The 22594-nt window shown below is 72.4% G+C and carries 22 protein-coding genes; 6 read left to right on the forward strand and 16 right to left on the reverse strand.

Annotated features, from left to right (window positions below; all coding sequences use genetic code 11):
- Positions 1-50 precede the first annotated feature (50 nt).
- Together LWP59_RS30580 and LWP59_RS30585 are read left to right on the forward strand one after the other, a co-directional pair.
- A complete protein-coding gene (locus LWP59_RS30580; RefSeq protein ID WP_144643020.1) occupies positions 51-749 on the forward strand; it encodes a S1 family peptidase in 699 nt (232 codons plus the stop codon).
- Between the two features lie 21 nt (positions 750-770).
- On the forward strand, positions 771-1850 hold the full coding sequence (locus LWP59_RS30585; protein WP_144643019.1) for a dihydrofolate reductase family protein: 1080 nt from the start codon (positions 771-773) through the stop codon (positions 1848-1850).
- Positions 1851-1854: 4 nt separating this feature from the next.
- On the opposite strand, the gene LWP59_RS30590 is transcribed toward LWP59_RS30585, so the two are convergent.
- The 4 genes from LWP59_RS30590 to nadA are packed head-to-tail and all read right to left on the reverse strand — an operon-like array spanning position 1855 to position 6700.
- Positions 1855-3141, reverse strand: a complete 1287-nt coding sequence (locus LWP59_RS30590; RefSeq protein ID WP_144643018.1) for a sensor histidine kinase — start codon at positions 3139-3141, stop codon at positions 1855-1857.
- 51 nt (positions 3142-3192) lie between these two features.
- Positions 3193-4050, reverse strand: a complete 858-nt coding sequence (gene nadC / locus LWP59_RS30595; protein ID WP_144643017.1) for a carboxylating nicotinate-nucleotide diphosphorylase — start codon at positions 4048-4050, stop codon at positions 3193-3195.
- A complete protein-coding gene (locus LWP59_RS30600) occupies positions 4047-5690 on the reverse strand; it encodes an L-aspartate oxidase (RefSeq protein WP_144643016.1) in 1644 nt (547 codons plus the stop codon). Before LWP59_RS30600 ends, nadC begins: the two co-directional genes overlap by 4 nt.
- Positions 5690-6700 carry a quinolinate synthase NadA gene (nadA, locus tag LWP59_RS30605; RefSeq protein ID WP_144643015.1) on the reverse strand — a complete coding sequence of 337 codons (1011 nt, stop codon included), beginning with the start codon at positions 6698-6700 and terminating at the stop codon, positions 5690-5692. Before nadA ends, LWP59_RS30600 begins: the two co-directional genes overlap by 1 nt.
- A 111-nt stretch (positions 6701-6811) precedes the next feature.
- Here nadA and LWP59_RS30610 point away from each other — a divergent pair, with 111 nt between their 5' ends.
- Together LWP59_RS30610 and LWP59_RS30615 are read left to right on the forward strand one after the other, a co-directional pair.
- Positions 6812-7450, forward strand: a complete 639-nt coding sequence (locus LWP59_RS30610; RefSeq protein WP_144643014.1) for an NUDIX hydrolase — start codon at positions 6812-6814, stop codon at positions 7448-7450.
- 34 nt (positions 7451-7484) lie between these two features.
- Positions 7485-8201 (forward strand): LON peptidase substrate-binding domain-containing protein, encoded by a 717-nt coding sequence (locus LWP59_RS30615; protein WP_373299958.1) that lies wholly within the window; start codon positions 7485-7487, stop codon positions 8199-8201.
- A 3-nt stretch (positions 8202-8204) separates the two neighbouring features.
- Here the strand turns inward: LWP59_RS30615 and LWP59_RS30620 are convergent, their stop codons facing one another.
- The 7 genes from LWP59_RS30620 to LWP59_RS30650 form a co-directional block, all read right to left on the reverse strand.
- Positions 8205-8750 (reverse strand): DUF2567 domain-containing protein, encoded by a 546-nt coding sequence (locus LWP59_RS30620; RefSeq protein ID WP_229858382.1) that lies wholly within the window; start codon positions 8748-8750, stop codon positions 8205-8207.
- Positions 8751-8846: 96 nt separating this feature from the next.
- Complete coding sequence (gene bsaP / locus LWP59_RS30625; RefSeq protein WP_144643013.1) at positions 8847-9053, reverse strand: biotin synthase auxiliary protein BsaP; 207 nt, start codon at positions 9051-9053, stop codon at positions 8847-8849.
- Positions 9050-10066 carry a biotin synthase BioB gene (gene bioB / locus LWP59_RS30630; RefSeq protein ID WP_144643012.1) on the reverse strand — a complete coding sequence of 339 codons (1017 nt, stop codon included), beginning with the start codon at positions 10064-10066 and terminating at the stop codon, positions 9050-9052. The genes bsaP and bioB overlap by 4 nt, the downstream gene beginning before the upstream one ends.
- A gap of 81 nt (positions 10067-10147) precedes the next feature.
- Positions 10148-10864 carry a dethiobiotin synthase gene (bioD, locus tag LWP59_RS30635; protein WP_186383444.1) on the reverse strand — a complete coding sequence of 239 codons (717 nt, stop codon included), beginning with the start codon at positions 10862-10864 and terminating at the stop codon, positions 10148-10150.
- 39 nt (positions 10865-10903) lie between these two features.
- Positions 10904-13177 carry a SulP family inorganic anion transporter gene (locus LWP59_RS30640; protein WP_144643010.1) on the reverse strand — a complete coding sequence of 758 codons (2274 nt, stop codon included), beginning with the start codon at positions 13175-13177 and terminating at the stop codon, positions 10904-10906.
- Between the two features lie 261 nt (positions 13178-13438).
- The gene (locus LWP59_RS30645; RefSeq protein WP_144643009.1) at positions 13439-14719 is read right to left on the reverse strand and encodes an adenosylmethionine--8-amino-7-oxononanoate transaminase; all 1281 of its coding nucleotides are present in this window, start codon (positions 14717-14719) and stop codon (positions 13439-13441) included.
- A 122-nt stretch (positions 14720-14841) separates the two neighbouring features.
- A complete protein-coding gene (locus LWP59_RS30650) occupies positions 14842-16044 on the reverse strand; it encodes a cytochrome P450 family protein (RefSeq protein WP_144643008.1) in 1203 nt (400 codons plus the stop codon).
- 175 nt (positions 16045-16219) lie between these two features.
- Between LWP59_RS30650 and LWP59_RS30655 the strand changes: the two genes are divergently transcribed.
- Positions 16220-16837, forward strand: a complete 618-nt coding sequence (locus tag LWP59_RS30655; protein ID WP_144643007.1) for a nucleoside/nucleotide kinase family protein — start codon at positions 16220-16222, stop codon at positions 16835-16837.
- 2 nt (positions 16838-16839) lie between these two features.
- On the opposite strand, the gene LWP59_RS30660 is transcribed toward LWP59_RS30655, so the two are convergent.
- The 4 genes from LWP59_RS30660 to LWP59_RS30675 all read right to left on the reverse strand — a co-directional run bounded on the left by LWP59_RS30660 (position 16840) and on the right by LWP59_RS30675 (position 20440).
- The gene (locus tag LWP59_RS30660; RefSeq protein ID WP_186383441.1) at positions 16840-17976 is read right to left on the reverse strand and encodes a glycosyltransferase family 4 protein; all 1137 of its coding nucleotides are present in this window, start codon (positions 17974-17976) and stop codon (positions 16840-16842) included.
- Positions 17977-18128: 152 nt separating this feature from the next.
- Complete coding sequence (locus LWP59_RS30665) at positions 18129-19181, reverse strand: C40 family peptidase (protein WP_144643006.1); 1053 nt, start codon at positions 19179-19181, stop codon at positions 18129-18131.
- Positions 19182-19633: 452 nt separating this feature from the next.
- Positions 19634-19864 (reverse strand): hypothetical protein, encoded by a 231-nt coding sequence (locus tag LWP59_RS30670; protein WP_144643005.1) that lies wholly within the window; start codon positions 19862-19864, stop codon positions 19634-19636.
- 126 nt (positions 19865-19990) lie between these two features.
- Entirely contained in the window at positions 19991-20440 is a 450-nt protein-coding gene (locus LWP59_RS30675; RefSeq protein ID WP_144643004.1) for a winged helix-turn-helix transcriptional regulator, read from the reverse strand.
- A gap of 92 nt (positions 20441-20532) precedes the next feature.
- Here LWP59_RS30675 and LWP59_RS30680 point away from each other — a divergent pair, with 92 nt between their 5' ends.
- Positions 20533-21123: a dihydrofolate reductase family protein gene (locus tag LWP59_RS30680; protein ID WP_144643003.1), complete on the forward strand. Its 591-nt coding sequence runs from the start codon at positions 20533-20535 to the stop codon at positions 21121-21123.
- Positions 21124-21151: 28 nt separating this feature from the next.
- Here the strand turns inward: LWP59_RS30680 and LWP59_RS30685 are convergent, their stop codons facing one another.
- On the reverse strand, positions 21152-22525 hold the full coding sequence (locus LWP59_RS30685) for an NYN domain-containing protein (protein WP_186383440.1): 1374 nt from the start codon (positions 22523-22525) through the stop codon (positions 21152-21154).
- Positions 22526-22594: the final 69 nt, after the last annotated feature.

Below are 22594 nucleotides of genomic sequence, written 5' to 3' on the forward strand. Positions count from 1 at the left end.
GTGAATAGTTTTCAAAGCGTTGCTTCGCCCTAGACCCGGAGGTTCTTCCCATGCGAAAGTCCGGCGCCATCCTCGCCGCTGCCGCTTTTCTGCTCGGCACGGGAACCGTCACCGCCGAGGCGGCCACTCCGCTGATCATCGGTGGCAGCACCGTGAGCTCGGCCCCGTGGGGCGCGCAGGTCTACTGGGACGACGTGAGCGGCTACGGCGGCTTCGAGTGCTCCGGCACGATCATCGCCGCGCAGTGGGTGCTCACCGCGCAGCACTGCCTCAACTCGCCCGGCATCCACGTGAAGGTCGGCAGCGTGACCCTGCAGCAGGGCACCGACGCCGACGTCGACCGGCAGCTCGCCTCGCCGAACGGCGACGTCGCGCTGCTGCACCTGAGCACGCCGGTCAGCACCACGTACATGCAGCTCGCCGACAGCGACCCGGCGGTCGGCAGCACCAACCAGATCTACGGCTGGGGCCGCACCCAGGGCACGAACCCGCCGTCGAGCACGCTCAAGACGGCGAACGTCCGGGTCACCGGCACGGGCACGGACGCATTCGGCGGCCCGGCGATCGCCAGCCGGGGCATCGACGGTTCGGCGTGGCACGGCGATTCGGGTGGCCCGGAGCTGGCGGGCGGCAAGCAGGTCGGCGTGTGCTCGACCGGGAACAACACCGGTTCCCAGACCACCGGCACGCAGAACTACGCGAAGGTGTCGGCCAGCCGCTCGTGGATCCGGCAGAACACCGGGGTCTGACGCCTGTGGGAAAGTGACGGGGTGAGCAAGCGCCCGTACGTCCTGTCCTCGGCCGCGATGTCGCTCGACGGTTTCCTCGACGACACCAGCCAGGAGCGGCTGCTGCTCTCCAGTCCGGAGGACTTCGAGCGCGTCGACCAGGTCCGCGCCGGCGCGGACGCGATCCTCGTCGGCGCGAACACCATCCGGACCGACAACCCCCGGCTGCTGTCCCGCTCCGGGCCCGATCCGGTCAAGGTCACGCTCACGACGAGCGGCAAGCTCGATCCGGGCGCGAAGTTCTTCACGACCGGCGACGCCGCGAAACTGGTGTACGCGGCGTCGCCGGCCGTGCGGCCGCTCGCCGCGCAGCTCGACGGACTCGCCACCGTGATCGACGCGGGAGACCCGCCCGACCTGCACCGGATCCTGGCCGACCTGGCGGAGCGGGGCATCGGGCGGCTGATGGTGGAGGGCGGCGGCGGCATCCACACGCTGTTCCTGACCGAGGACGTCGTCGACGAGCTGCACCTGGTCGTCGCGCCGTTCTTCGTCGGCCAGCGGGAAGCGCCCCGGTTCGTGGGCGCGGGACGCTTCCCGCAGGGCCGGCTGACGCTCGCCGAGACGCGGCAGCTCGGGGACGTCGTGCTCCTGCGGTACCTGACCGGGCAGGCGGCGCTCGACCACCGGCGGCTCGCGGAGGCGGTCGCGCTGGCCGACAACTGCCCCCCGTCGACGACGTTCCGGGTGGGCGCGGTGATCACCGACGCAGCCGGCGACGTACTGGCGACCGGCTACTCGGGCGAGCACGATCCGCATGATCACGCGGAGGAGTCGGCGCTGGCCAAGCTGGGCGACGACCCCCGGCTCGCGGGGGCGACGATCTACAGCTCGCTGGAGCCCTGCAGCGCTCGCGCGTCCCGCCCGGTCACCTGCACGCAGCACATCCTGGACGCGGGTATCCCGCGGGTGGTCTTCGCCTGGCGCGAGCCGGACGTCTTCGTGGACGCGCAGGGCACGGAGCTGCTGCGGGCGGCCGGCCGCGAGGTGATCGAGCTGCCGGATCTGGCGGCCGCGGTCCGCCGGACGAACAGCCACCTGCCCGGCGTCGCCGGGGCGTGACGCGTCAGCGCGGCACCCACATGGTCACCCGCGTGCCGCGGCCGGGGCGGGACTCGATCCGGCACCAGCCGCCGACCTCGGACAGCCGCGCCTTCATCGACTCGCTCACCCCGAAGCCCGGCGGCCGCTCGTCCTCGTCGTAGCCGACCCCGTGATCACGGGTGATCACGACGACCCCGCCGTCCCGTTCTTCCATGCGCACCACGACTTCCTGCGTCCCCGCGTGCTTGATCGTATTCCGCAGCGCCTCCCGCGCCGCGTCCCGCACCGCGATGCGGCGGACCTCCGAGAGTTGGTCGTCGCCGATGTCGGAGATCGCCAGCTCCGCCCGCAACCCCTCGCGCGCCATCTCCGTGGCCAGCGTCGCCAGCTCGGCGGCCAGCCCGTCCGGCGGATCGGACGCCCGCAGCATCCGGCGCAGTTCCCGCGCCTGCGCACGAGCCTCGTCCCGGACGCGGCTCAGCTGCCCGGACCCGTCCTCGGTCAGGGCGATCGCCTCCAGCGTCTGCAACACGGTGTCGTGCAAGGTGCGTTCCGTGCGCGCCCGCTCGGCGCCCTGCCCCAGCCGCATCCCGATCGCGAGCGCCAGCCGCGTCGCCAGGCCGAGCAGCACCAGCGAACCGACCCCGGTCGCGACGGCGACGAGCATCATCCCGGCGACACCCACCAGCGCCGCGATCTCGACGCGGCCGAGGTCCGCGAGCGGCGCGAGCCACAAGATCGCGGCTTCGAGCAGGACGCCGAGCACCGCGAGCAGCAGCCCTCGGACCACTCCGCGGCACATCGTCCACAACGCGACCGTGCCCGTGAGATAGCCGAACGGCACCCACCCGCCCGGCCACACCAGCTCCGCCGGCACCGTGACGGCGAACAGCAGGCTCGCCAGGACCGCGAACACCACGTCGACGCCCAGCAGCACCCGCGTCCGGCGCCCGCGCCGGTCGGGCACGCGCAGCACCCACACGACGCTCGCGACGTTCGCCGCCGTGCCCACCCAGGTGATCGCGGTCAGCACCGACGTCGTGCCGAACCCGATGAGCAGCCACAGCCACACCACCGGGACCACGAAGATCCGGTACGCCAGCGGCAGCAGCACCGCGTACCGGGTGGCCCGGATCATCAGCGAGTCGGTCGGCGGGGCCACCTCGCCCGCGGCCATGGCGCCCATCCGCCGCATGGCCGCGACCGGTTCGGGATCGTCAACCTCCGAGGGCAGCTCCCGCGGTGTCGATGCCAGCACCGGCGCGCCCTGCCGGAGCAGGGCACCCAGGAAGCTCGACCCGCGCGTCAAAATTCACCGCACTCCCTCTCCCCCGGTGCAACCTTAACTCGAACGAGTGAGTCAGCGCAGGTCGAGACCAAGATCCAGGGCGGGCGAGGAGTGCGTGAGGCCGCCGACGGCGAGGAAGTCCACGCCGGACTCCGCGTACTCGCGGGCGTTGCGCAGCTTCAGCCCGCCGGACGCCTCCAGCCGCGTCTTCGGGGACAGCTCGTCGCGCATCCGGACAGCCCGCGCGCACTCCTCGGGCGTGAAGTTGTCCAGCAGCACCTCGTCCGCCGCCGCGCGCAGCGCCTCGGCGAGCTGGTCGAGAGTGTCCACTTCGACCTCGCACGGCAGCTCGGGCGCGTGCGCCCGCGCCGCCTCCAGTGCGGCCGTGACCGAACCCGCCGCCACGACGTGGTTGTCCTTGATCAGCACCGCGTCACCGAGGCCCATCCGGTGGTTGACCCCGCCGCCACAACGCACGGCGTACTTCTGCAGCAACCGCAGGCCCGGCAAGGTCTTGCGGGAGTCGCGGACCCGGCAGCCGGTGCCGTCCACCGCGGACACCCAGGCGGCGGTCGCGGTCGCGACGCCGGAGAGGTGGCACAACAGGTTCAGCGCGGTGCGCTCGGCCGTGAGCAGCCCGCGCACCGGGCCACGCAGCACGAGCGCGGGCTCGCCCGCCACCAGCTTGCTGCCGTCCTCGCGGGCGGAGAGCACCTCGTAGTCCTTGCCCAGCACCAGGTCGAAAACGGCGAGCGCGGCCGGTAACCCGGCGAGGGTGCCGTCCACGCGGGGCGTCACCTCCGCGCGCGCCGTCGCGCTCTCGGGCACGGTCGCGGCGGTGGTCGCGTCCGGGCCGTACCGCAGGTCCTCGCCGAGCGCGAGCTCCACCACACGCCGGACATCCTGAAGATCGAGATCGAGGTCGGTCATGCCACTCCCATCGCCGGAACCGGATCCGCCAGCACCGGCTGCCCCGAGGGGCTGAGCCGGATCAGCTGGCTGCGCTGCCACGTCTCGTCGTCCCGCACCGGGTGGTCCGCCCGGACGTGGCAGCCGCGCGACTCCGTTCGCCGTTCCGCCGCGGCGACGAGCGCCTGGGCGACCAGGGTGAGGGCGGCGTCCTCGACGTGGCGATGCGTCTGCAGTGGACTGTCCTGAGTAGACAGATCAAGCACGGACCCGGCCACCGCGAGGCCTTCCGCGTCGCGCCCGATCGCCGCGTACCGGCTCATCACCCGCTGCAGGCTGTCCCGGTCGGCGACCGGCGCGGTCTTCAGCCGCGGCTCCCTGGCCTGCTTCGGGTCGGCGAGCAGCCCTGCGGCGAGGTCCGCGGCGACGGACTCCGCCGTGCCCGCACCCGAGACCAGCCCTTCGAGCAGGCTGTTCGAGGCCAGCCGGTTGGCGCCGTGCAGCCCGGTCCTGGCCACCTCACCCGCCGCGTAGAGGCCCGGCACGCCGGTCCGCCCGTCGGTGCCGGCCGAGATGCCGCCGCAGGCGAAGTGCGCGGCCGGAGCCACCGGGACGAAGTCACGGGCGGGGTCGACGCCGATGGCCCGGCAGGCCGCGAACACCGTCGGAAACCGTTGCGCGAACGAGGAAACACCGGTGGCGTCGAGGAAGACGTGATCATCGACCCCGCCGGGCGCCTCGGCCATGCGGCGGGTGATCGCGGCGGACACGACGTCCCGCGGCGCGAGATCGCCGAGGGGGTGCACGCCGTGCATCACCGACGCGCCCGCGCCGTCGACGAGAACCGCGCCCTCGCCCCGGACGGCCTCGGTCACCAGCGGGCAGCGGCCGCGCGCGCCGGGGGTGAACAGGACGGTCGGGTGGAACTGCACGAACTCCAGGTCCGCCGCCTGCGCGCCGGCCCGCAGCGCGAGGGCGAGCCCGTCGCCGGTGGCGATCTCCGGGTTGGACGTCGCCTGGTAGAGCTGGCCCAGACCACCGGTGGCGAGCAGCACCGCGGACGCCCGCAGCAGGCCGGGCACGCCGTTCGGGTCGAGCACCGTCACCCCCGCGACGGCACCCAGCGGGGTGAGCAGCGCGTCGACCGCGATGTGCCGCTCCAGCACCGGCAGCCGGCGCCCGGTCGCCTCGGCGACGAGCGTGCGCTCCACCTCGGCACCGGTGGCGTCGCCGCCCGCGTGGATGACGCGGAACGCGCTGTGCCCGCCTTCGCGGGTCCGTGCCAGCAGACCGGTCGCCCCGGGGTCGAACCGGGCGCCGGTGTCGCGCAGCCAGGAGATGGCGCGCGGGCCCGCGTGCAGAATCGCCCGGACGGCGTCCGGCTCGCACAGTCCCGCTCCCGCGACAAGCGTGTCCTCGACGTGGCGCTCGACGGAGTCACCGTCGTCGTGCTCGCCGTCCAGCACGACCGCGACGCCGCCCTGGGCCCAGCGGGTGTTGCCGTCCTCGACCGCCGCCTTGGTCACCACCAGCACCCGCAGCCCGAGTTCCTGGGCGCGCAGCGCGGCGGTCAGCCCGGCCACGCCGCTGCCCAGCACGAGCAGATCGGCGCGGGCTTCCCAAACCGGGGTTTTCGACTGTAAGTCGTCAACCGAGGGCATCACTCACCGCCGCCGGGCTTGCCGATCTCGATCATCCGTTGCACCGATGCGCGGGCCTTCGCGGCCGTCTCGGCGTCCACGTGGACCTCGTCGGCGCCCTCGCGCAGCGCCCGCAGCAGGGCGGCGGGGGTGATCATCTTCATGTAGCGGCAGGACGCGCGGTCGTTCACGGCGCGGAAGTCGATCTCCGGCGCGGCCTTGCGCAGCTGGTGCAGCATGCCGATCTCGGTGGCCACCAGCACCGTCGAGGCCGAGGTGGCGCGGGCCTCGTGCACCATGTCACCGGTCGAGAGGATCTTGACCTTTTCGGCGGGCACCGTGCCCTCGCCCGCGAGGTAGAGCGCCGAAGTGGCGCAGCCGCACTCGGGGTGGATGAACAGGTCCGCGCCCGGGTTCGCCGCCGCGCGCTCGGCCAGCTCGGGACCGTTGATCCCGGCGTGCACGTGGCACTCCCCGGCCCAGACGTGGATGTTGTCCCGGCCGGTCTCGCGCTTGACGTGGGCGCCGAGGAACTGGTCGGGGCAGAAGAGAACCTCCTGGTCAGCGGGGATCGAGGCGACCACGTCGACCGCGTTCGAGGAGGTGCAGCAGATGTCGGTCTCCGCCTTGACCTCGGCCGTGGTGTTGACGTACGAGACGACGACCGCGCCGGGATGCTCGGCCTTCCAGGCCCGTAGCTGCGCGCCGGTGATGGAGTCGGCGAGCGAGCAGCCGGCCCGCGCGTCGGGGATCAGCACCGTCTTCTCCGGCGCCAGGATCTTCGCGGTCTCGGCCATGAAGTGCACCCCGCAGAAGACGATCGTCGACGCGTCGCTGGCGGCCGCGATCCGGGACAGGGCCAGCGAGTCGCCCGTGTGGTCGGCGACGTCCTGGATCGCCGGCACCTGGTAGTTGTGCGCGAGCAGCACCGCGTCGCGTTCGCGGGCGAGCCTGCGCACCTCCTGCGCCCAGGCCTCGTCGGGTTCCACCCCCGTGTACGGGGTGAGCTCCTGCAAAGTCGTCGAAGACATCTGGCCCTCCTGGACCCCTCACTGGTTTTCGCCTTACAATCGAAAACCGTGCACAGTCATATTAACAGCAGCGCCCCTTTGGCACACGAGGTTCTGGCGGCCGTATTACAGGTGCGTTACGCCACACTGCGCGTGCTCCTGTGGCGACGAGCCCTCGATCCGCATGTCGGGCGCTGGTCGCTGCCCGGCGGCCGGCTGCGCCCGGACGAGGACGTCGAGACCTCGATCCGCCGCCAGCTCGCCGAGAAGGTCGACGTCCGGCAGCTGAAACACGTCGAGCAGCTGGCGGTGTTCAGCGCACCCGGCCGCGTGCCGGGCCCGCGCGTCGTCGCCACCGCGTTCCTCGGGCTCGTGCCCTCCGACGTCGACCCCGAGGTGCCGGAGGACACCCAGTGGCACGAGGTCGACGCGCTGCCCCGGACCGCGTTCGACCACCGCGAGATCATCCTGCGGGCCCGCGACCGCCTGCGGTCCAAGCTGAGCTACACCAACGTCGGATTCGCCTTGGCCCCACAGGAGTTCACCATCTCCGCGCTGCGCGAGGTGTACTCGGCGGCGTTGGGCTACAAGGTTTCCGCGACCAACCTGCAACGCGTGCTGTCGCGCCGCTGCCTGCTCGTGCCGACCGGCCACACCGCCGCGCCGGGCCGCAGCGGAGGGCGTCCCGCGGCGCTGTTCTCCTTCGCGGGTGAGGGAATCCAGGTGACCGACCCGTTCGCGGTGTTCCGGCCGCCGCCCAGGCGAAGGTGAGCAGCGGGGACGGTTTCGAAGTACCGTGTAGGCCGTGACGGATGCGGAACGGCCCGGCGCCGGAAAGATGACCATTCCGCTGTTCCCGTTGCAGACCGTGTTGCTGCCCGGGGCGGCACTGCCGCTGCACCTGTTCGAGCCGCGCTACCGGCAGCTCGCCGTCGATCTGCGCAGCGGCGTGGTGCCGGACCGGCGGTTCGCCGTCGTCGCGATCAAGACCGCGGCGGTCCGCGAGGTCGAGCTGGTCGAGCACGTCCACGAGATCGGCTGCACGGCCCTGCTCGAGGAGAGCGAGCGCCTGCCCGACGGCCGCTTCGACATCCTCACCGTCGGCGAGCGCCGGTTTCGGGTGCTCGACATCGACGCGACGCGCGCGCCGTACCTGATCGGCACCGTGGAGTGGGTCGAGGACGACCGGCCGCCGCCCGGCGCGGGCGAGGCGGCCGCCCAGCTGGCCGGGGCCGCCCGCTCGGCGTACCGGCGTTACTGCGAGTCGGCGTGGGACCGCAGCACCTGGACCGCGCCGGCGCCGGACACGGATCCGGTCGACCTGGCCTACCTGCTGGCCGCGGACTGCCTGCTGCCGCTGCCCGACCGCCAGCGCCTGCTCGAGGAGACCCACCCGCTGCGGCGGCTGAGCATGGTCTGCCGGCTGCTCTCGCGCGAGGCGGGCTTCCTCTCGGCGCTGCACGCGGTGCCCGCGCCCCCGGCGCAGCTGCCGCACCTCACGACCCGCGGCTGCCTGAACTGAGCCTCAGCCGAGGCGGCGGCCGAGGTCGTCGCGGCCGTTCCAGCCCGCCAGCAGGCCGTAGACGAGCGCCGTGGCCAGCGGCTGGGCCACCAGCACCCACATCGACTCCAGCTGCGGGGCCTTCGTGAGCACGTCGCCCACCTTGGGCGTGCCGGTGATCGCGTAGTGGCCGTTGGCGAAGGCGACGCCCATCGACGTGCCGAGCCAGCCGGCGAGCAGCGCGCCGAGCACCGCGGCGATCATGATCACCGGTCCGCGCCGCTCCCGCAGCAACCACACGACCGCGGCGGTGGCGATGCCGGCGGCGAACGCGAGCAGGAGGTAGATGCCCAGGTCGTCGAACCGGTGCCAGCTCTCCAGCTGCAGCGGCACGAGCTGGTTCGCGTCGTACACCCGGACCCGCTCGGGCGGGGCGAGGCGCGACCAGATCCAGCCCAGCGGGATGCCCACCAGCCCGATCAGCGACATGATGCTCACCGCGGGCAGCAGGTCGGCCTTCACCTGCACGCGCGGCCGGGGGCGGGGCAGGGTGAACACCAGCCGTGGCACCTCCTGGCCGTCCTCGGGCCGCGACAGGCCCCCGGTGCCGACCGCTCCCTCAGCCACTGGTGTCTCTCCTTCGCCGCCCCTGCTGGCACAGCGAGACTAGCCGGTGCCCTCGCTCGTGCACGCACCGTGTCGGCTGCATCGCGCTGCCCAGCCGGTCGGCGTCACCTGCACGACCATCCGCCGCGCGCACTGCGGGCAGAACCGCGGCGGTTCCAGCGCGGTCCGCGGGTTGTGACACCCCGGATGCGTGCCCGCCGCGAGCGACTGTCCGCAGTGGACGCAGTAGGCGGCCGCGGTCGTCACAACGTCTCGCTCAGCGCCTTGATCGGCATCTTCAGCTCGTCGAGCATGGCCAGGTCCTGGCTCGCGGGGCGGCCCAGGTTGGTCAGGTAGTTGCCGACGATGATCGCGTTGATCCCGCCGAGCATGCCCTGCTCGGCGCCGAGGTCGCCGAGGGTCAGCTCGCGCCCGCCGGCGAAGCGCAGCATGGTGCGGGGCATCGCGAGCCGGAACGCCGCGACGACCCGCAGCGCGTCCTTGCCCTCGACGATCTCGTAGTTCTCGTACGGCGTGCCCGGCTGCGGTATGAGGAAGTTCATCGGGACCTCGTCGGGCTCCAGCTCGGCCAGCTGCACGGCGAACTCCGCGCGCTGCTCGGCGGTCTCGCCCATGCCGATGATGCCGCCGCTGCAGACCTCCATGCCCGCGTCGCGCACCATGCGCAGGGTGTCCCAGCGCTCCTCCCACGAATGGGTGGTCACGACATTCGGGAAGTGCGAGCGGGCGGTCTCGAGGTTGTGGTTGTAGCGGTGCACGCCCATCTCGACCAGCTCGTCGACCTGCTCCTGCGTGAGCATGCCCAGCGAGCAGGCGATCTGGATGTCGTTGCCGTCCGCGCGGATCGCCTGGACGCCCTCACGCACCTGCGAGAGCAGCCGCTTGTCCGGGCCGCGGACGGCGGCGACGATGCAGAACTCGGTCGCGCCGGTCTCGGCGGTCTGCCGGGCGGCCTTCACCAGGCCGGGGATGTCGAGCCACGCCGAGCGCACCGGGCTGGGGAACCGGCCCGACTGCGAGCAGAAGTGGCAGTCCTCGGGGCAGCCGCCGGTCTTGAGGCTGACGATGCCCTCGACCTCGACCTCCGGCCCGCACCAGCGCATCCGGACCTCGTGTGCGAGGGCGAGCAGCTCGGAGAGCCGGTCGTCAGCCAGCCGCAGCACGTCGAGCACCTGCCGCTGCGACAGGCCGATCCCCTGTTCGAGCACCTGCTCCCGGGCGACGGCGACCACGTCGGTCTGTTCGGGTGCTGAGGTCACGGACTTTTCTCCTCTTCGAGCGTGTGCACAGACAGGTAGCCATGCTGCCCGACGGGAGGGCGGGAAGCATAGCGACAAGCATCACGTCCGGGCGGACGCCGACTTCTGGAAGCTCTCCGGGTCGAAGTCGCCGCCGAACCACGGGGACAACCCGGCGCGGGCCTCGGCGAGGAAGGCCGCCTGGTCCAGCGCCCCGGCGCCGGCGGCCAGGGCGCCGAGGAGCGGGGCGCCCGCGGCGACGGGCAGGTCGGCGGCGTTGGACAGCATCGCCAGGTCCGGCTCGGCGGGCCAGGACCCGATCACCACGCCCGAGACGTGCAGACCGCGGGCGGTGGCGACCTCGGCGGTCAGCGCCGTCGCGTTCAGCGTGCCGAGCCCGGCCTCGGCGACCACGAGCACCAGCGCGCCGAGCGCCCACGCGACGTCGGCCAGGCTGCTGCCGTCGGGCCCGAACCGCACGAGCAGGCCGCCCGCACCTTCGATCAGCACCAGGTCGTGGGTGTCGTCGAGCTCGGTGGCCGCCGCAGCGATGTCGGCCGGGGTCACGACCGGGATGCCGCTGCGCCGCGCCGCGGCCTCCGGCGACAGCGGGTCGGGATAGCGGCGCAGCTCGAGGGTGGTCACGTCACCCGCAAGCCGGACGACCTCGGCGAGATCGCCGGGCTCCCCCGGCGCGACCCCGGTCTGCGCGGGTTTGAGGACCGCGACGCGCCGCCCACCGTGCCTGGCGAGCGCGGCGATCGCCGCCGTCACGGCCGTCTTGCCGACGCCGGTACCCGTTCCGGTCACCACCAGCATGCTCACGAAGCCTCACCGTAGTACCGGCGCCGGCAAGATCTACTTTCCGGTGCTCATCGGCCGTCGCACCGGCCCGAAGGAGCCCGTCCCCGCGTCGTACAGGTGCACCCGCGCCGCCCCGACGTCGAAGTACATCCCGCACAGCTCGACGTCCCCGCGGGCCTCGGCGCGCGCGATGGCGGGGTACTCCCGCAGCCGCGCCAGCTGCTCCAGCACGTTGTGCAGGGCCAACTGGTCCGCCCCCGCGGGCATCTCCCCCGCGACGGCGAGGGGCGCGTTCGCCCGGGCGCGCGCCACGCTCGGCTCCGCGTGCCGCAGCCAGGAGCGCAGCGCCGGCGCGTCGTCGGGGGCACCCTCGAGCAGGGCCTTCATCGCTCCGCAGGAGGAGTGCCCGCACACCACGATCTCGCGCACCTTCAGCACGTCCACCGCGAACTCCAGCGACGCCCCGACCGACGCGTCCGCCGCGCAGCTCGCGTGGTCGGGCACCAGGTTGCCGATGTTGCGGATGGTGAACAGGTCACCGGGGCCGCTGCTGGTGATCAGGTTCGGTACGATCCGCGCGTCGCCGCAGGTGATGAACAGCGTCTGCGGCTCGTGCACGTCGGCGAGGCGGCTCAGGATGGGCCGCACCAGCTGTGCGGTCCGGCGCTCGAACTCGACCATGCCGCGCCGCATCGAGCTCTCCCGGCCGCGCTGCTCGGGCACGTGCGGCACGACCTCCTCCTGCTCGCGCTGCCACTGCGACCACGGCGCGAACCACCGCGGCAGCACCGGCCGCGCCCCGGTCTTGCGCACCGTCGGCTCGCCGGCCTTGCCGCGCTCGAACCATGGATGCCCGACCTCGTCCACGACCACCGTGCCGCCGGCCTGCTCGTGGGAGTGCTGCCAGGCGGACAGCGTGTCGAACGCGGCGTGGTCGAGGTAGTCGACGACGAGCTCCAGCGTCACGCGGGTGCCGCGCGGGACCTCGGCCAGCACGGTGGACAGCCGCGGGATCGACAGGGCCGAGAGCGCGCCCTCGACGACGACCCGCCAGCCGTCCTCGTCGCGTTCGGCGTGGATCCCGGACCACAGCAGGCGGCGCAGCATGACCAGCGCGGCGAGCCCGATGCCGAGCAGCACGCCGGTCAGCAGGTCGAGCAGGACGACCCCGCCCAGCGTCACCAGGTACACCGGCAGGTCCCCGTGCCGCAGGACGTCCTTGATGTGCGAGAACTTGACCAGCTTCGCGCCGACGTGCACGAGCAGGCCGGCCAGCGCGGCGAGCGGGATATCGCTCAGCAGCCCGGCCAGCACCGCGACGAACAGCAGGATCCACAACCCGTGCAGCACGGCCGAGGCGCGGGTGCGGGCGCCGGACTGCACGTTGGTCGAGCTCCGGACGATCACGCCGGCGACCGGGAGGCCGCCCAGCGCGCCAGAGGCCATGTTCGCGGCGCCCTGCCCGATCAGCTCGCGGTTGAGGTCGGCACGCGGGCCGGTGTGCATCTTGTCGGTGGCGACCGCGGACAGCAGGCTCGCCACGCTCGTGACCAGTGCCACGGTCACCACGGCGACCCCGAAGTCCCACCAGCCGCCGGCCGGGAGCCGCGGCACGAACCTGAGGTCCAGCACGTCGGCCGGCACCTCGACCCTCGGCACCGGCAGGCCCGTGGCCGCCGACAGCACCGTCACCGCGACGATCGCCGCCAGCGGGCCGGGCACCCTGCGCACGGCGGCGGGCAGGCGGTCCCAGAGCAGCAGGATCGCGATGGTCAGGACGCCGATGAGGGTGGCGGCGCCGTGCGGGTCGAGCAGCTGTCGCGGCAGTTGCACGAGGTTGTCGACCGGGGAGCTCCAGGCGCTGCCACCGAGCACGACGTGCACCTGCGCGACCACGATGGTCACGCCGATCCCGGCGAGCATGCCGTGCACGACCGCCGGGGAGGCGGCGAGCGCGGCGCGGGCGACCCGGCTCAGCCCGAGCAGGATCTGCAGCGCGCCGGCCAGCACGGTGATCGCGCAGGTGACCGCCCAGCCGAACTCGTTGATGGTCTCGGCCATGATGACGGTGAGCCCGGCCGCGGGCCCGCTGACCTGCAACGGGGAGCCGCCCAGCGACCCGGCGACCACCCCGCCGGCGATCGCGGCCACCAGGCCGGCGACGACGGGTGCGCCCGAGGCGAGCGCGATGCCGAGGGAGAGCGGGACGGCGACCAGGAACACCACCAGCGAGGCCGGGATGTCGTACCGGAGGTTGTCCCATGCCTTGTGCCGGCGCCCTCCCGGGCCCGGCGGGGCGTGCTCGCGTTCACGTGCGGTGCTGATCATGATGCCTCCCGGTATCTCGGTCCCCGGACTACGGGGATGATCCACAGATACCGAAAAAGCGGCGAAATGTCCGATATGTAAAGAAGGGCTCGCGTTTGACGCACAGCGGGCCGTGACGGCCGCCCACGCCGAAGACAGCGGAGGGCGTGGTCGCACTCACTCCGTAGCGGCCCTCGGGACGCCGGAGTGCACGCTCAGTGATCTTCAGCGGCAACGTGGCCGCTGTCACACTCGTTGGCGTGGACTTTCCCGCGGCGCCGGTCAGGCCGTCCGAGCGGCGGCCGTCATCGCCTCGGTGATGCTCCGGACCTCGGCGTCCGTGCAGACGAACGGCGGCATCGCATAGATCAGGTCGCGGAACGGGCGCAGCCACACCCCGCATTCGGTCACCACTTTCGTGGCCACGGCCAGGTCCACCTCGTGGTCCAGCTGAATCACCCCGATCGCCCCGAGGACGCGGACGTCGGCGACCGCCGGCAGATCGGCCGCGCGGGCCAGGCCCGCGCGCAGCCCGGTCTCGATCCGCCGCACCGATGCCTGCCAGTCCTGGCTCAGCAGCAGGTCGATCGAGGCGTTCGCGATCGCGGAGGTCAGCGGGTTGGCCATGAAGGTCGGCCCGTGCGCCAGCACCGGCAGCTCTCCCCGGGAGATCCCGTCGGCCACCTCCGGCGTGCACAGCGCCGCGGCCATGCTGAGATACCCGCCGGTCAGCGCCTTCCCGAGGCACAGCACGTCCGGGGTGACCCCGGCGTGCTCGGCCGCGAACAGCGTGCCGGTGCGGCCGAAGCCGGTCGCGATCTCGTCGAAGACCAGCAGCACGTCGTGTGCCTCGGTCAGCTCGCGCAGCACGCGCAGGTACTCCGGGTTGTGGAACCGCATCCCGCCTGCTCCCTGCACCACCGGTTCGACGATGACCCCGGCCAGCTCGTCCGCGTATTCTTCGATCACCCGCGCCAGAAGGTCCACATAGGACTGATCGACGGGGGCGCCGAACCCGCCGGGCGGCTCGGGCACGAACACCTGCTCCGGCAGCACGCCGCGCCACAGCGAGTGCATGCCGCCGTCCGGGTCGCACACGCTCATCGGGTGGAAGGTGTCCCCGTGGTAGCCGCCGCGCCAGGTCAGCATCCGGCGCTTTCCCTTGCGCCCCAGCGACTGCCAGTACTGCAGGCACATCTTCACGGCGACCTCGACCGACACCGAGCCGGAGTCGCAGAGGAACACGTGCTCCAGCCCGGGCGGCGTCAGCTCGACCAGCTTCGTGGCGAGCCGGATCGCGGGCTCGTGGGTGAGACCGCCGAACATGACGTGGCTCATCCGCCCGGCCTGCTCGGCGAGCGCCGCGTCGAGCACCGGGTGCCGGTAACCGTGGATCGCGGCCCACCACGAGGACATACCGTCGACCAGCTCGCGCCCGTCGGCGAGACGCAGCCGCACCCCCGAGGCCTCGGTCACCAGCAACGGCTCCACCTGGCCCGGCATGGGGCCGTAGGGGTGCCAGACGTGCCTGGCGTCGAGGGCGAGCAGGTGCGCGGGATCCACGCCCGCACGATACTGCGTCGATCGATACCGATCCGACGGCAGTCACGGCGATCCACCTGGCATAGGCCGGGTTCCGGTTGATCACGGTCGGCCTACGCCAGGTCGGATCGGTGACGCCGGTTTCAGTCCACCCGGATCGGCAGGGTCTCCAGGCCGTGCATGAGGGTGCTGTCCCGCCAGCGCAGCTGGGCCGGCTCCCCGTCCAGCTCGATGGTGCCGAACCGGGCCAGCAGCCTGCCGATCGCGATCTCGGCCTCCAGCCGCGCGAGCGGGGCGCCGATGCAGTAGTGGATGCCGTGCCCGAAGGCGAGGTGCCCGCCGGTGGGCCGGGTGATGTCGAGCCGGTCCGGGTCGGCGAACTTCTCGCCGTCGCGGTTCGCGCCCAGCAGGGACACCATCACGAACTGGTCGGCGGGGATCACCACGTCGCCGACCGGGACGGGCTCGGTGGTGAACCGCAGGGTCGCGACGTTGACCGGCCCGTCGAAGCGCAGGAACTCCTCGACGGCGCCCGCCAGCAGCGACGGGTCCGCCCGCAGGGCCGCCAGCTGGTCCGGCCGGGCGAGCAGGGCGCGCACGCCGTTGCCGATGAGGTTGACGGTGGTCTCGTGCCCGGCGACCAGCAGCAGGAACGCCATCGAGATCAGCTCGACCTCGGACAGCTGGTCGCCCGCTTCGGAGACGTGCACCAGGTCGGACAGCAGGTCCTCGGTGGGCTGCGCGCGCTTGGCCGCGACGAGCTCGGCGAGGTAGCCGGCCAGCGCGGTCGAGTCGCGCTGCAGCTGCTCGGGGGTCGCGGCGGAGACGATGGTGTTGGACCAGGTCCGGAAGTCGTCCCGGTCGGCGGACGGGATGCCGAGCAGCTCGCAGATGACCGTGATCGGCAGCGGGAACGCGTACGACTCCAGCAGGTCCACCCGGCCGGCACGGGCGATCGACTCGAGCAGCTCGTCGGCGATCTCCTCGATCCGCGGGCGCAGCCGCGAGATCGTCCGCGCGGTGAAGGCCTTGTTGACCAGCTTGCGCAGCCGGGTGTGGTCGGGCGGGTCCAGGTTCAGCATGTGCGCGGCCAGCGAGGAGGAGAAGGCGCTGCCGGCGCCCGCGTTGGCCTCGAACAGCTGCCGGGCACGCTTGTTGTCCTTGCTCAGCCGCGGGTCGGCGAGCACCGCCTTGGCGTCGGCGTAGCCGGTGACGAGCCAGACCTTGAGCCCGCGCGGCATCACCGCGGGCCGGACCGGCGCCTCGACGCGCAACCGCTCGTAGGCGGCGTGGGGATCCTGGATGAAGTCGATGTCGAGCCGGACCGGTTCGTCGAGCACCCGCATGCGTTTGTCGCCCTTCCACTTCAGCCGTTGATGCCGGGACAACGGATCACGGCGTCGGATCGTGCCCGCTCCCGCGTCCAGCCATCGCCGTGCCGATCCGCCCGGCCGGGCCGGTCAGTGTGACGGGCGGGTACGACAGGTCGCGCGGGAACGGCGTGCGGGACAATCGACAACCATGAGGTACCGGCCGATCTCCTTCGAACGGCTCGCGGCGGAGCTGACCGAGCGGATTCTCGCCCTGCCCGGCACGCCGTGGGTGCGGGTGGCGATCGATGGCGTGGCCGGCACGTCGGAGCTGGCGGACCTGCTGGTCGATCCCTTGCGGGTCAACGGAAGAGCCGCGCTACGAGTGTCCACTGTGGATTTTCTGCGGCCCGCCTCGCTGCGGTTCGAGAAGGGCAAGCAGGACCCGGACGCGCGATATCTCGACTGGCTGGACGAGGGTGCGCTGCGCAGGGAGGTGCTCGACCCGTTGTCCGCGGGCGGCGACGGGATGGTGCTCCCCGCGCTGTGGGACGCGGGACGCGACCGCGCGACGAGGCTGGACCGGGTCGAGCTGCCCGCGGGCGGGGTCCTCATCGCGGACGGCGAGCTGCTGCTCGGGCGGGGGCTGCCGGTCGAACTCACGGTGCACCTGTCGATGTCGGCGAACGCCGTGCGCCGCCGCCTGCCGCAGGAGGAGCACTGGGCGCTGCCGGCGTTCGCCCGCTACGAGGAGGAGGTCCACCCCGCGGAGGTCGCCGACGTGGTGGTGCGGGTGGAGGACCCGCGGCACCCGGCGGTGGCGGCCTAGCGTCAGCCGTTCAGGAGGGTTCGCAGGCGGTGGGCCAGTTGGTCCCAGCGCCAGTGTTCGGTGACCCACGCGCGGCCGGCCTCGCCCATTTTGCGCGCCCGCATCGGGTCCGCCAGCAGCGGTGCGAGCGTCTCGACCAGTTGCGTGACGTCGCGGCCGTCCACCACGTGGCCCGTGACCTCGTCGACCACCGTCTCCGGCGCGCCACCCGAACGGCCGGCGATCACGGGCAGGCCCGTCGCCGAGGCTTCGAGGTAGACCAGACCCAGGCCCTCCACGTCGAGGCCCTTGCCCCGCGTGCGCGCCGGCATCGCGAAGACGTCCCCCGCCGCGTAGTGGGCCGGCAGCTCCGGCCACGGCACCGAACCGGTCAGCACGACGTCGTCCGCCACGCCCACGTCCCGCACCAGCCGCTCCAGGGTCCTGCGGTACGGACCACCGCCGACCAGCAGCAGCGCCACGTCCGGGATCCGCTTGCGCAGCTCGGGCATCGCGTGCACCAGCACGTCCTGTCCCTTGCGTGGCACCAAACGCGACACACACACGACGGTCGGGCGGTCACCGAGACCGTGCCGCGCGCGGATCTCCTGCCGCGCCGCGTCGTCGGGCCGGAACAACTCGACGTCCACTCCGGACGGCAGATGCTCCAGCCCGGCCATCGGCCCGAACGCGGAGGCGAACCGGTTGCGGGTGTACTTGCTGACGTAGGTGACGACGTCGGTCGTGTCCCCGATGCGGCGCAACGCCTGCCGCGCGCCCGGCAACATCGACCAGCCGACCTCGTGGCCGTGCGTGCAGGCGACGACGCGCCGTGCCCCGGCGGACCGCAGTGACGCGGACATGAGCGCCAGCGGCGCGGCCGCGCCGAACCACACCGACTCGCACTCCCGCGCGCGCATGATGTCCTTCGCGCGGCGCAGCACGTCCGGAGTGGGCAGCATCAGCGAAGTGGGATGCCGCACCACCTCGAAGGGCGCGGCCGCGTCGAACTCCGGATGCGAGCCGGAGTCCGAATGCCACGAAGGTGCGTAGACGACGAGGTCCTCCGGCGGCAGGCGCCGCGCCAGCGAGTCGAGGTAGTTCTGGATTCCCCCGGGACGCGGCGGGAAGTCGTTGGTCACCAGCAGGGTCCGAGCCACCCGTTCAGGCTAGCGACGCGCGAGCGTCTCGGTTGAGGCAGTGGCGGGGAAGTGGCCGGCCGGGAGGTTACCGGGCGTGGGGTGAAGGCCCGGAAAACACCAGGGGCAGCACCGCGCGCACGGTGCCGCCCCTGGCGGGAGTTCGCGAAAGGTCAGTAGGCGACCCGGCGAGCTCCCGAATAGTCGTTCTGCAGTGGCGAGATCTTCACGACGTCACCGGTGTCGGGCGCGTGGACCATCTTGCCGTCGCCGAGGTAGATCCCGACGTGGTGCACGGGCGAGCCGAAGAACACCAGATCGCCCGGCTGCAGCTGCGAGCGCGGCACGGCCTTGCCGGTCGAGGACTGCGCCGAGCTGGTGCGCGGCAGGCTGACGCCCGCCTTGCCGTAGGAGTACATCGTCAGGCCCGAGCAGTCGAACGTGGACGGACCGGTCGCGCCCCACACGTAGCTGCTGCCCAGCTTGCTGAGCGCGACGTTGATCGCCTGCTGCGCCGCCGCGGTGGGTGCGGGCAGGCCCGGCGCGCTGCCACCGGTGTCGCGCTGGGAGGCGCGGTCGGAGGCACTGAGCCGGCCGCTGAGCTGCTGCAGCTGGTTGACCTGGGCCTGCAGCGCGGCGGAGCGCGCGTTCAGGTCGTTGAGCAGCTGAGCCGAGGCGTCCGAGGCGGCCTGCGCGCGGTTGCGCGCGTCGGTGGCCTGCTGCGCCGCCGCCGCCGCGGCGTTGACCGCGTCGGTGTAGTTCTGCAGCGCCCGGTTCTTGTCGTCGGCCAGCACGGCCAGCGCCGAGGACCGGTCCAGGAAGTCCTGGGCCGAGGTGCCGGTCAGCAGGGCGGACAGCTTGTTCATCTGCGCGCCGCTCATGAACGAGGCGTCGGCGAACTGGTCGACCACGACCTGGAACTTCGCCGCGTCGGCCTGCGCCGCCTGCACCTTCTGGTTGGCCGTGGCCAGGTCGCCGTTCGCCTTGGCCAGGTCGGCCTGCTTGGCGTTGAAGTCGTCCTGTGCCTTGAGCTTGTCCTCGTTCAGCTGCTCGGCCTGCTGCGCGGCGGCCCGGTACTGGGCCAGCGCGTCCGCCGAGTTGGTGGGGGGATTCTGGAGGGCGGGGAGGGTGATCGCGCTGGCTGGGACACCAACGCCGACCGCGGTGATCACCGCGGCCGCTGTGATGGCTCCTGCGACCACGCGCTTGATCGGTTGCGACTGCACGCCGCGCGTGTCTCCTTTGCGCTCGGCCGCCTACCGGTCGCCGTGCGCAGAGGTCGGGGGCCCTCTGCTCGCGGAAGCGGGTAGGTCACGCTTCCTGCGAACGGCAATCGCCCATCACGTCCGCGGGCACCAGGGCACGGGGGTAGCGCACCTGGGTCCTGCCAGCACGATGGTTCCGGCACAGCTCCCCGACAAAGCTGCTTCGGCGGCGATCTCGCGTCGCTGTCGCGGGGGTGCAACGGCTGCCAGCCGCGAGATCTCGGCTAGGTTACGAAAGAGCGGGCGCCGCGTCCAGCAGGTGCCGGGTAAAAACTCTGCGTAATGCGTCCGAACCCCGTTCGGACCAGCGGTGACACAGTGAGTGTGACCAAGGTAACAATTCCCTGCGTCATGACTACTGACCGTTCGTCGCCGCAATCGACCGTTTGTCGCCGCCGGGGTTCCGATCCCATTCAGGCCGCTCGATCCTGTTCTCGGCCGGTCATCGGCGCGAGCCGCAGGCGCGGAATCAACCCGCCCTCGGCGAGCGCCTCGATCGCCCTTAATTCGTCCGGATCCCATTCCACCGTGGGAGGTGCGTTCAGCAGCACACTGACGGCGCAGTCCGCGCAACCGATCCCGCGCGCGACACAGCGGCCGCAGTCGACGATCATGCTGCTCCCAGGTGCTTCCAGATCGTGCATTTCTGCCTCCTTGTGACCACTTCGGCCCGACAAGAAGCACGGTAAGGACACCCACCGACAATTTCGGCGCGCGGGCAATCCCGCGAGTTCGGCAATTCGACGCGCATTCGCCGGATCGGCGGGAATTCAGACCGCGCCGGGTCCCGGCAGCAGATCGACGTCGCCCGCGTGCATCGGCTCGCCGCAGTGTGCGCAGCGCAGGTCGCCGGCGCTGATCTCACCGCACGCGCGATGGCGGTAGAGCACCGGCGGCCCGGCCTCGCCCGCGAGCCACTTGTCCCCCCAGCCGACCATGACCATGAGCAGGTCGAGGAGCTCGGTGCCCTTCTCCGTGAGGACGTACTCGTACCGCGGACGCCGGTCGTAGGGCCGGCGCTCGAGCACGCCGTGCTCGACGAGGTGGTTCAACCGCTCGGTCAGGACCTTGCGCGAGATGCCGAGGTCCGCCTGGATCTGCTCGAACCGGGTGAGGCCGACCCAGACGTCCCGCAGGACCAGCGGTGACCAAGGCTCCCCGATGACGTCGAGCGTGCGCGCGATCGAGCAGGCCATCTCGCCGAAGTCCGTGCGTTGCATGAACGCAGTCTAGCAAACTTGGGTTCCCTTAAGGAACTCCGAATGCTACGGTCGTGGCGTCTCTTGAAGGAACTTCGAAAAGGAGCAAGGCGATGAGCAAGGTCTTCAGCGCCCACGCGGTGTCGGTCGACGGGTACATGACAGGCAGGGATCCCGGCGCCGGCCGCGGCCTCGGCGACGGGACGATGCTCTTCGACTGGTACTTCGACGGCGACACGCCCAGCCGGCTGTTCGACGGGTTCCGACTGAGCGAAGCCAGCGCCCGGGTCTTCGACGCCTGCGCCGGACGCGTGGGCGCGGTCGTGATGGGGCGCAACACCTACGAGGACTCCGAGCGCTTCGGCGGTGGCGGCCCCCATCCGACAGCCCGGCCGTTCATCGTCAGCCACCGGCCTGCCCCGGAGCTGACCGAGCGCCAGACCCTCGTCACCGGGGTCGAAGAGGCGATCGCGGCGGCCCGCGAGGCGGCCGGGGACAAGGACGTCGGCCTCATGGGCGGCGGCGTCCTGACCGAGGCCCTGCGGGCGGGGCTCGTCGACGAGGTGGTCCTGCACCAGGTGCCGATCCTGCTCGGCGGCGGCCGGCCCGTCTTCCAGGCGCTGCCTGCGCACGTGCGCCTGCGCCTCGTCGAGGTCGTCCCGGCGCCGGGCGTCACCCATCTCCACTACGAGGTCGAGCGCTGAACCCCGGCCCCGCGGCCGCCGGGAGGGCTCAGACGCGCCCGAGCCGCGTCAGCAGCACCGCGGACGCGACCGGATGCGCACCCGAACTCCTGGTCGAATCGGCGACCGCGCGATCCGAGGTGGCCACGACCAGCGGCCGGCCGGACGGCTCGGCGATGACGAGCGCGCGGATCACGTCGTCGGCCAGCACGCCCGGATCCGAGAACAGCACCCGGACCCCCCGGGGCGAGGCGGACGGCACCGACAGCACGCCGGCGCCGTCGAACACGACCGTCACCTCGGCACCCGTCCGCGACGCGAGCGCGCCGAGCTGCTGCACGAGCCGGGTCCGCTGGTCGGCGAGCGGCAGCTCCGGATAGCCCGTCTTGGTGACGTTGTAGCCGTCGACGATCAGGTGCACGCTCGGCAGCGCCAGCAGGCGGTCCAGCGCGGCGGGGTCCCGCACCTGGACGCCGTTTCCGGCGGACACGGACGCGCCACGGACGTGGTCCGCCGGACGGCGGCTGCTCGTACCGAGCGACAGCTCCCGCCGCAGCCCGGTCACGGCGCCCTCGATGGTGTCGACGAGCAGGGCCAGGCGCACCTCGTCGGCGTCGCGGGCCTCACGGGCCGCCTGACGCGCCATCTCCGCGTCGGCCACCGCCCGCTCCGCCCTGGCCCGCTCCGTCGCCACCCGCTGCCGCTCACGCCCCAGCTGGGCGGTCAGCGCGGCGATCTCCGCGTCGCGCCTGCTGTCCGCGTCGAGCACATCCGCCTCGGCCTGCTCGGCGGCGTCGCGGGCCTTGCGCAACAGCACGCCTTGCTCCCGCAGCCGCCCGCGCAACCGGTTGATCTCGTCCTCGCGTTCGCGGCGGGCGGCCTCGACGGCGTCCAGCGCCTGGGCCAGCTCCTCCTGCGTGCGTGTGAGCTCGGCCTCGAGCTTCTGGTTGCGGGCCAGCGCGGCGTCCCGCTCGGCGCGCAACGCCGTCTCGGCCGCATTCTTGGCGACGAGCCGCACCCGCGAGGTCGCACTCGACTCGCCCAGCAGGATCGCCGCCGTCGCGGCGACCACGGAGTCCTCGTCGTTCGGGTTGAGCGCGTCCTGCCGGTGCTCCCGGACCCACTCCAGCACGGCGGTCCGGAACGCCGTCGAGTCCTGCAGCGTCGTGAGCAGCGCCGTCGCCCCCAGCCGGGCCCGCTTGGCCGGCGCGAACTTCGCGACCGGGCGCAGCTGCTGGGGGACGTCGACCCTGGGCATCTTGCCGAGCGCGTCGGCGGCGAGCTCGGCGAGTCTGGTGCGGACGGGTTCCGGCAGCTCGCGCCAGGCGAAAGGCGGCGCCGGTTCCGCCTCCGGCCGCTGGGCAGCGACCGAGGCACGAAGACCGGGGTCTTCGGGCTCTTCGGCGTGCACTGAGGGCGGCATCCATACAGGGTAGTCCGTCCCCGGCGAAGATCTCTTCTCGTGGGATGCCGCCACCGAGAATTGTCGGTC

Source organism: Amycolatopsis acidiphila (assembly GCF_021391495.1).
GTDB lineage: Bacteria > Actinomycetota > Actinomycetes > Mycobacteriales > Pseudonocardiaceae > Amycolatopsis_E > Amycolatopsis_E acidiphila.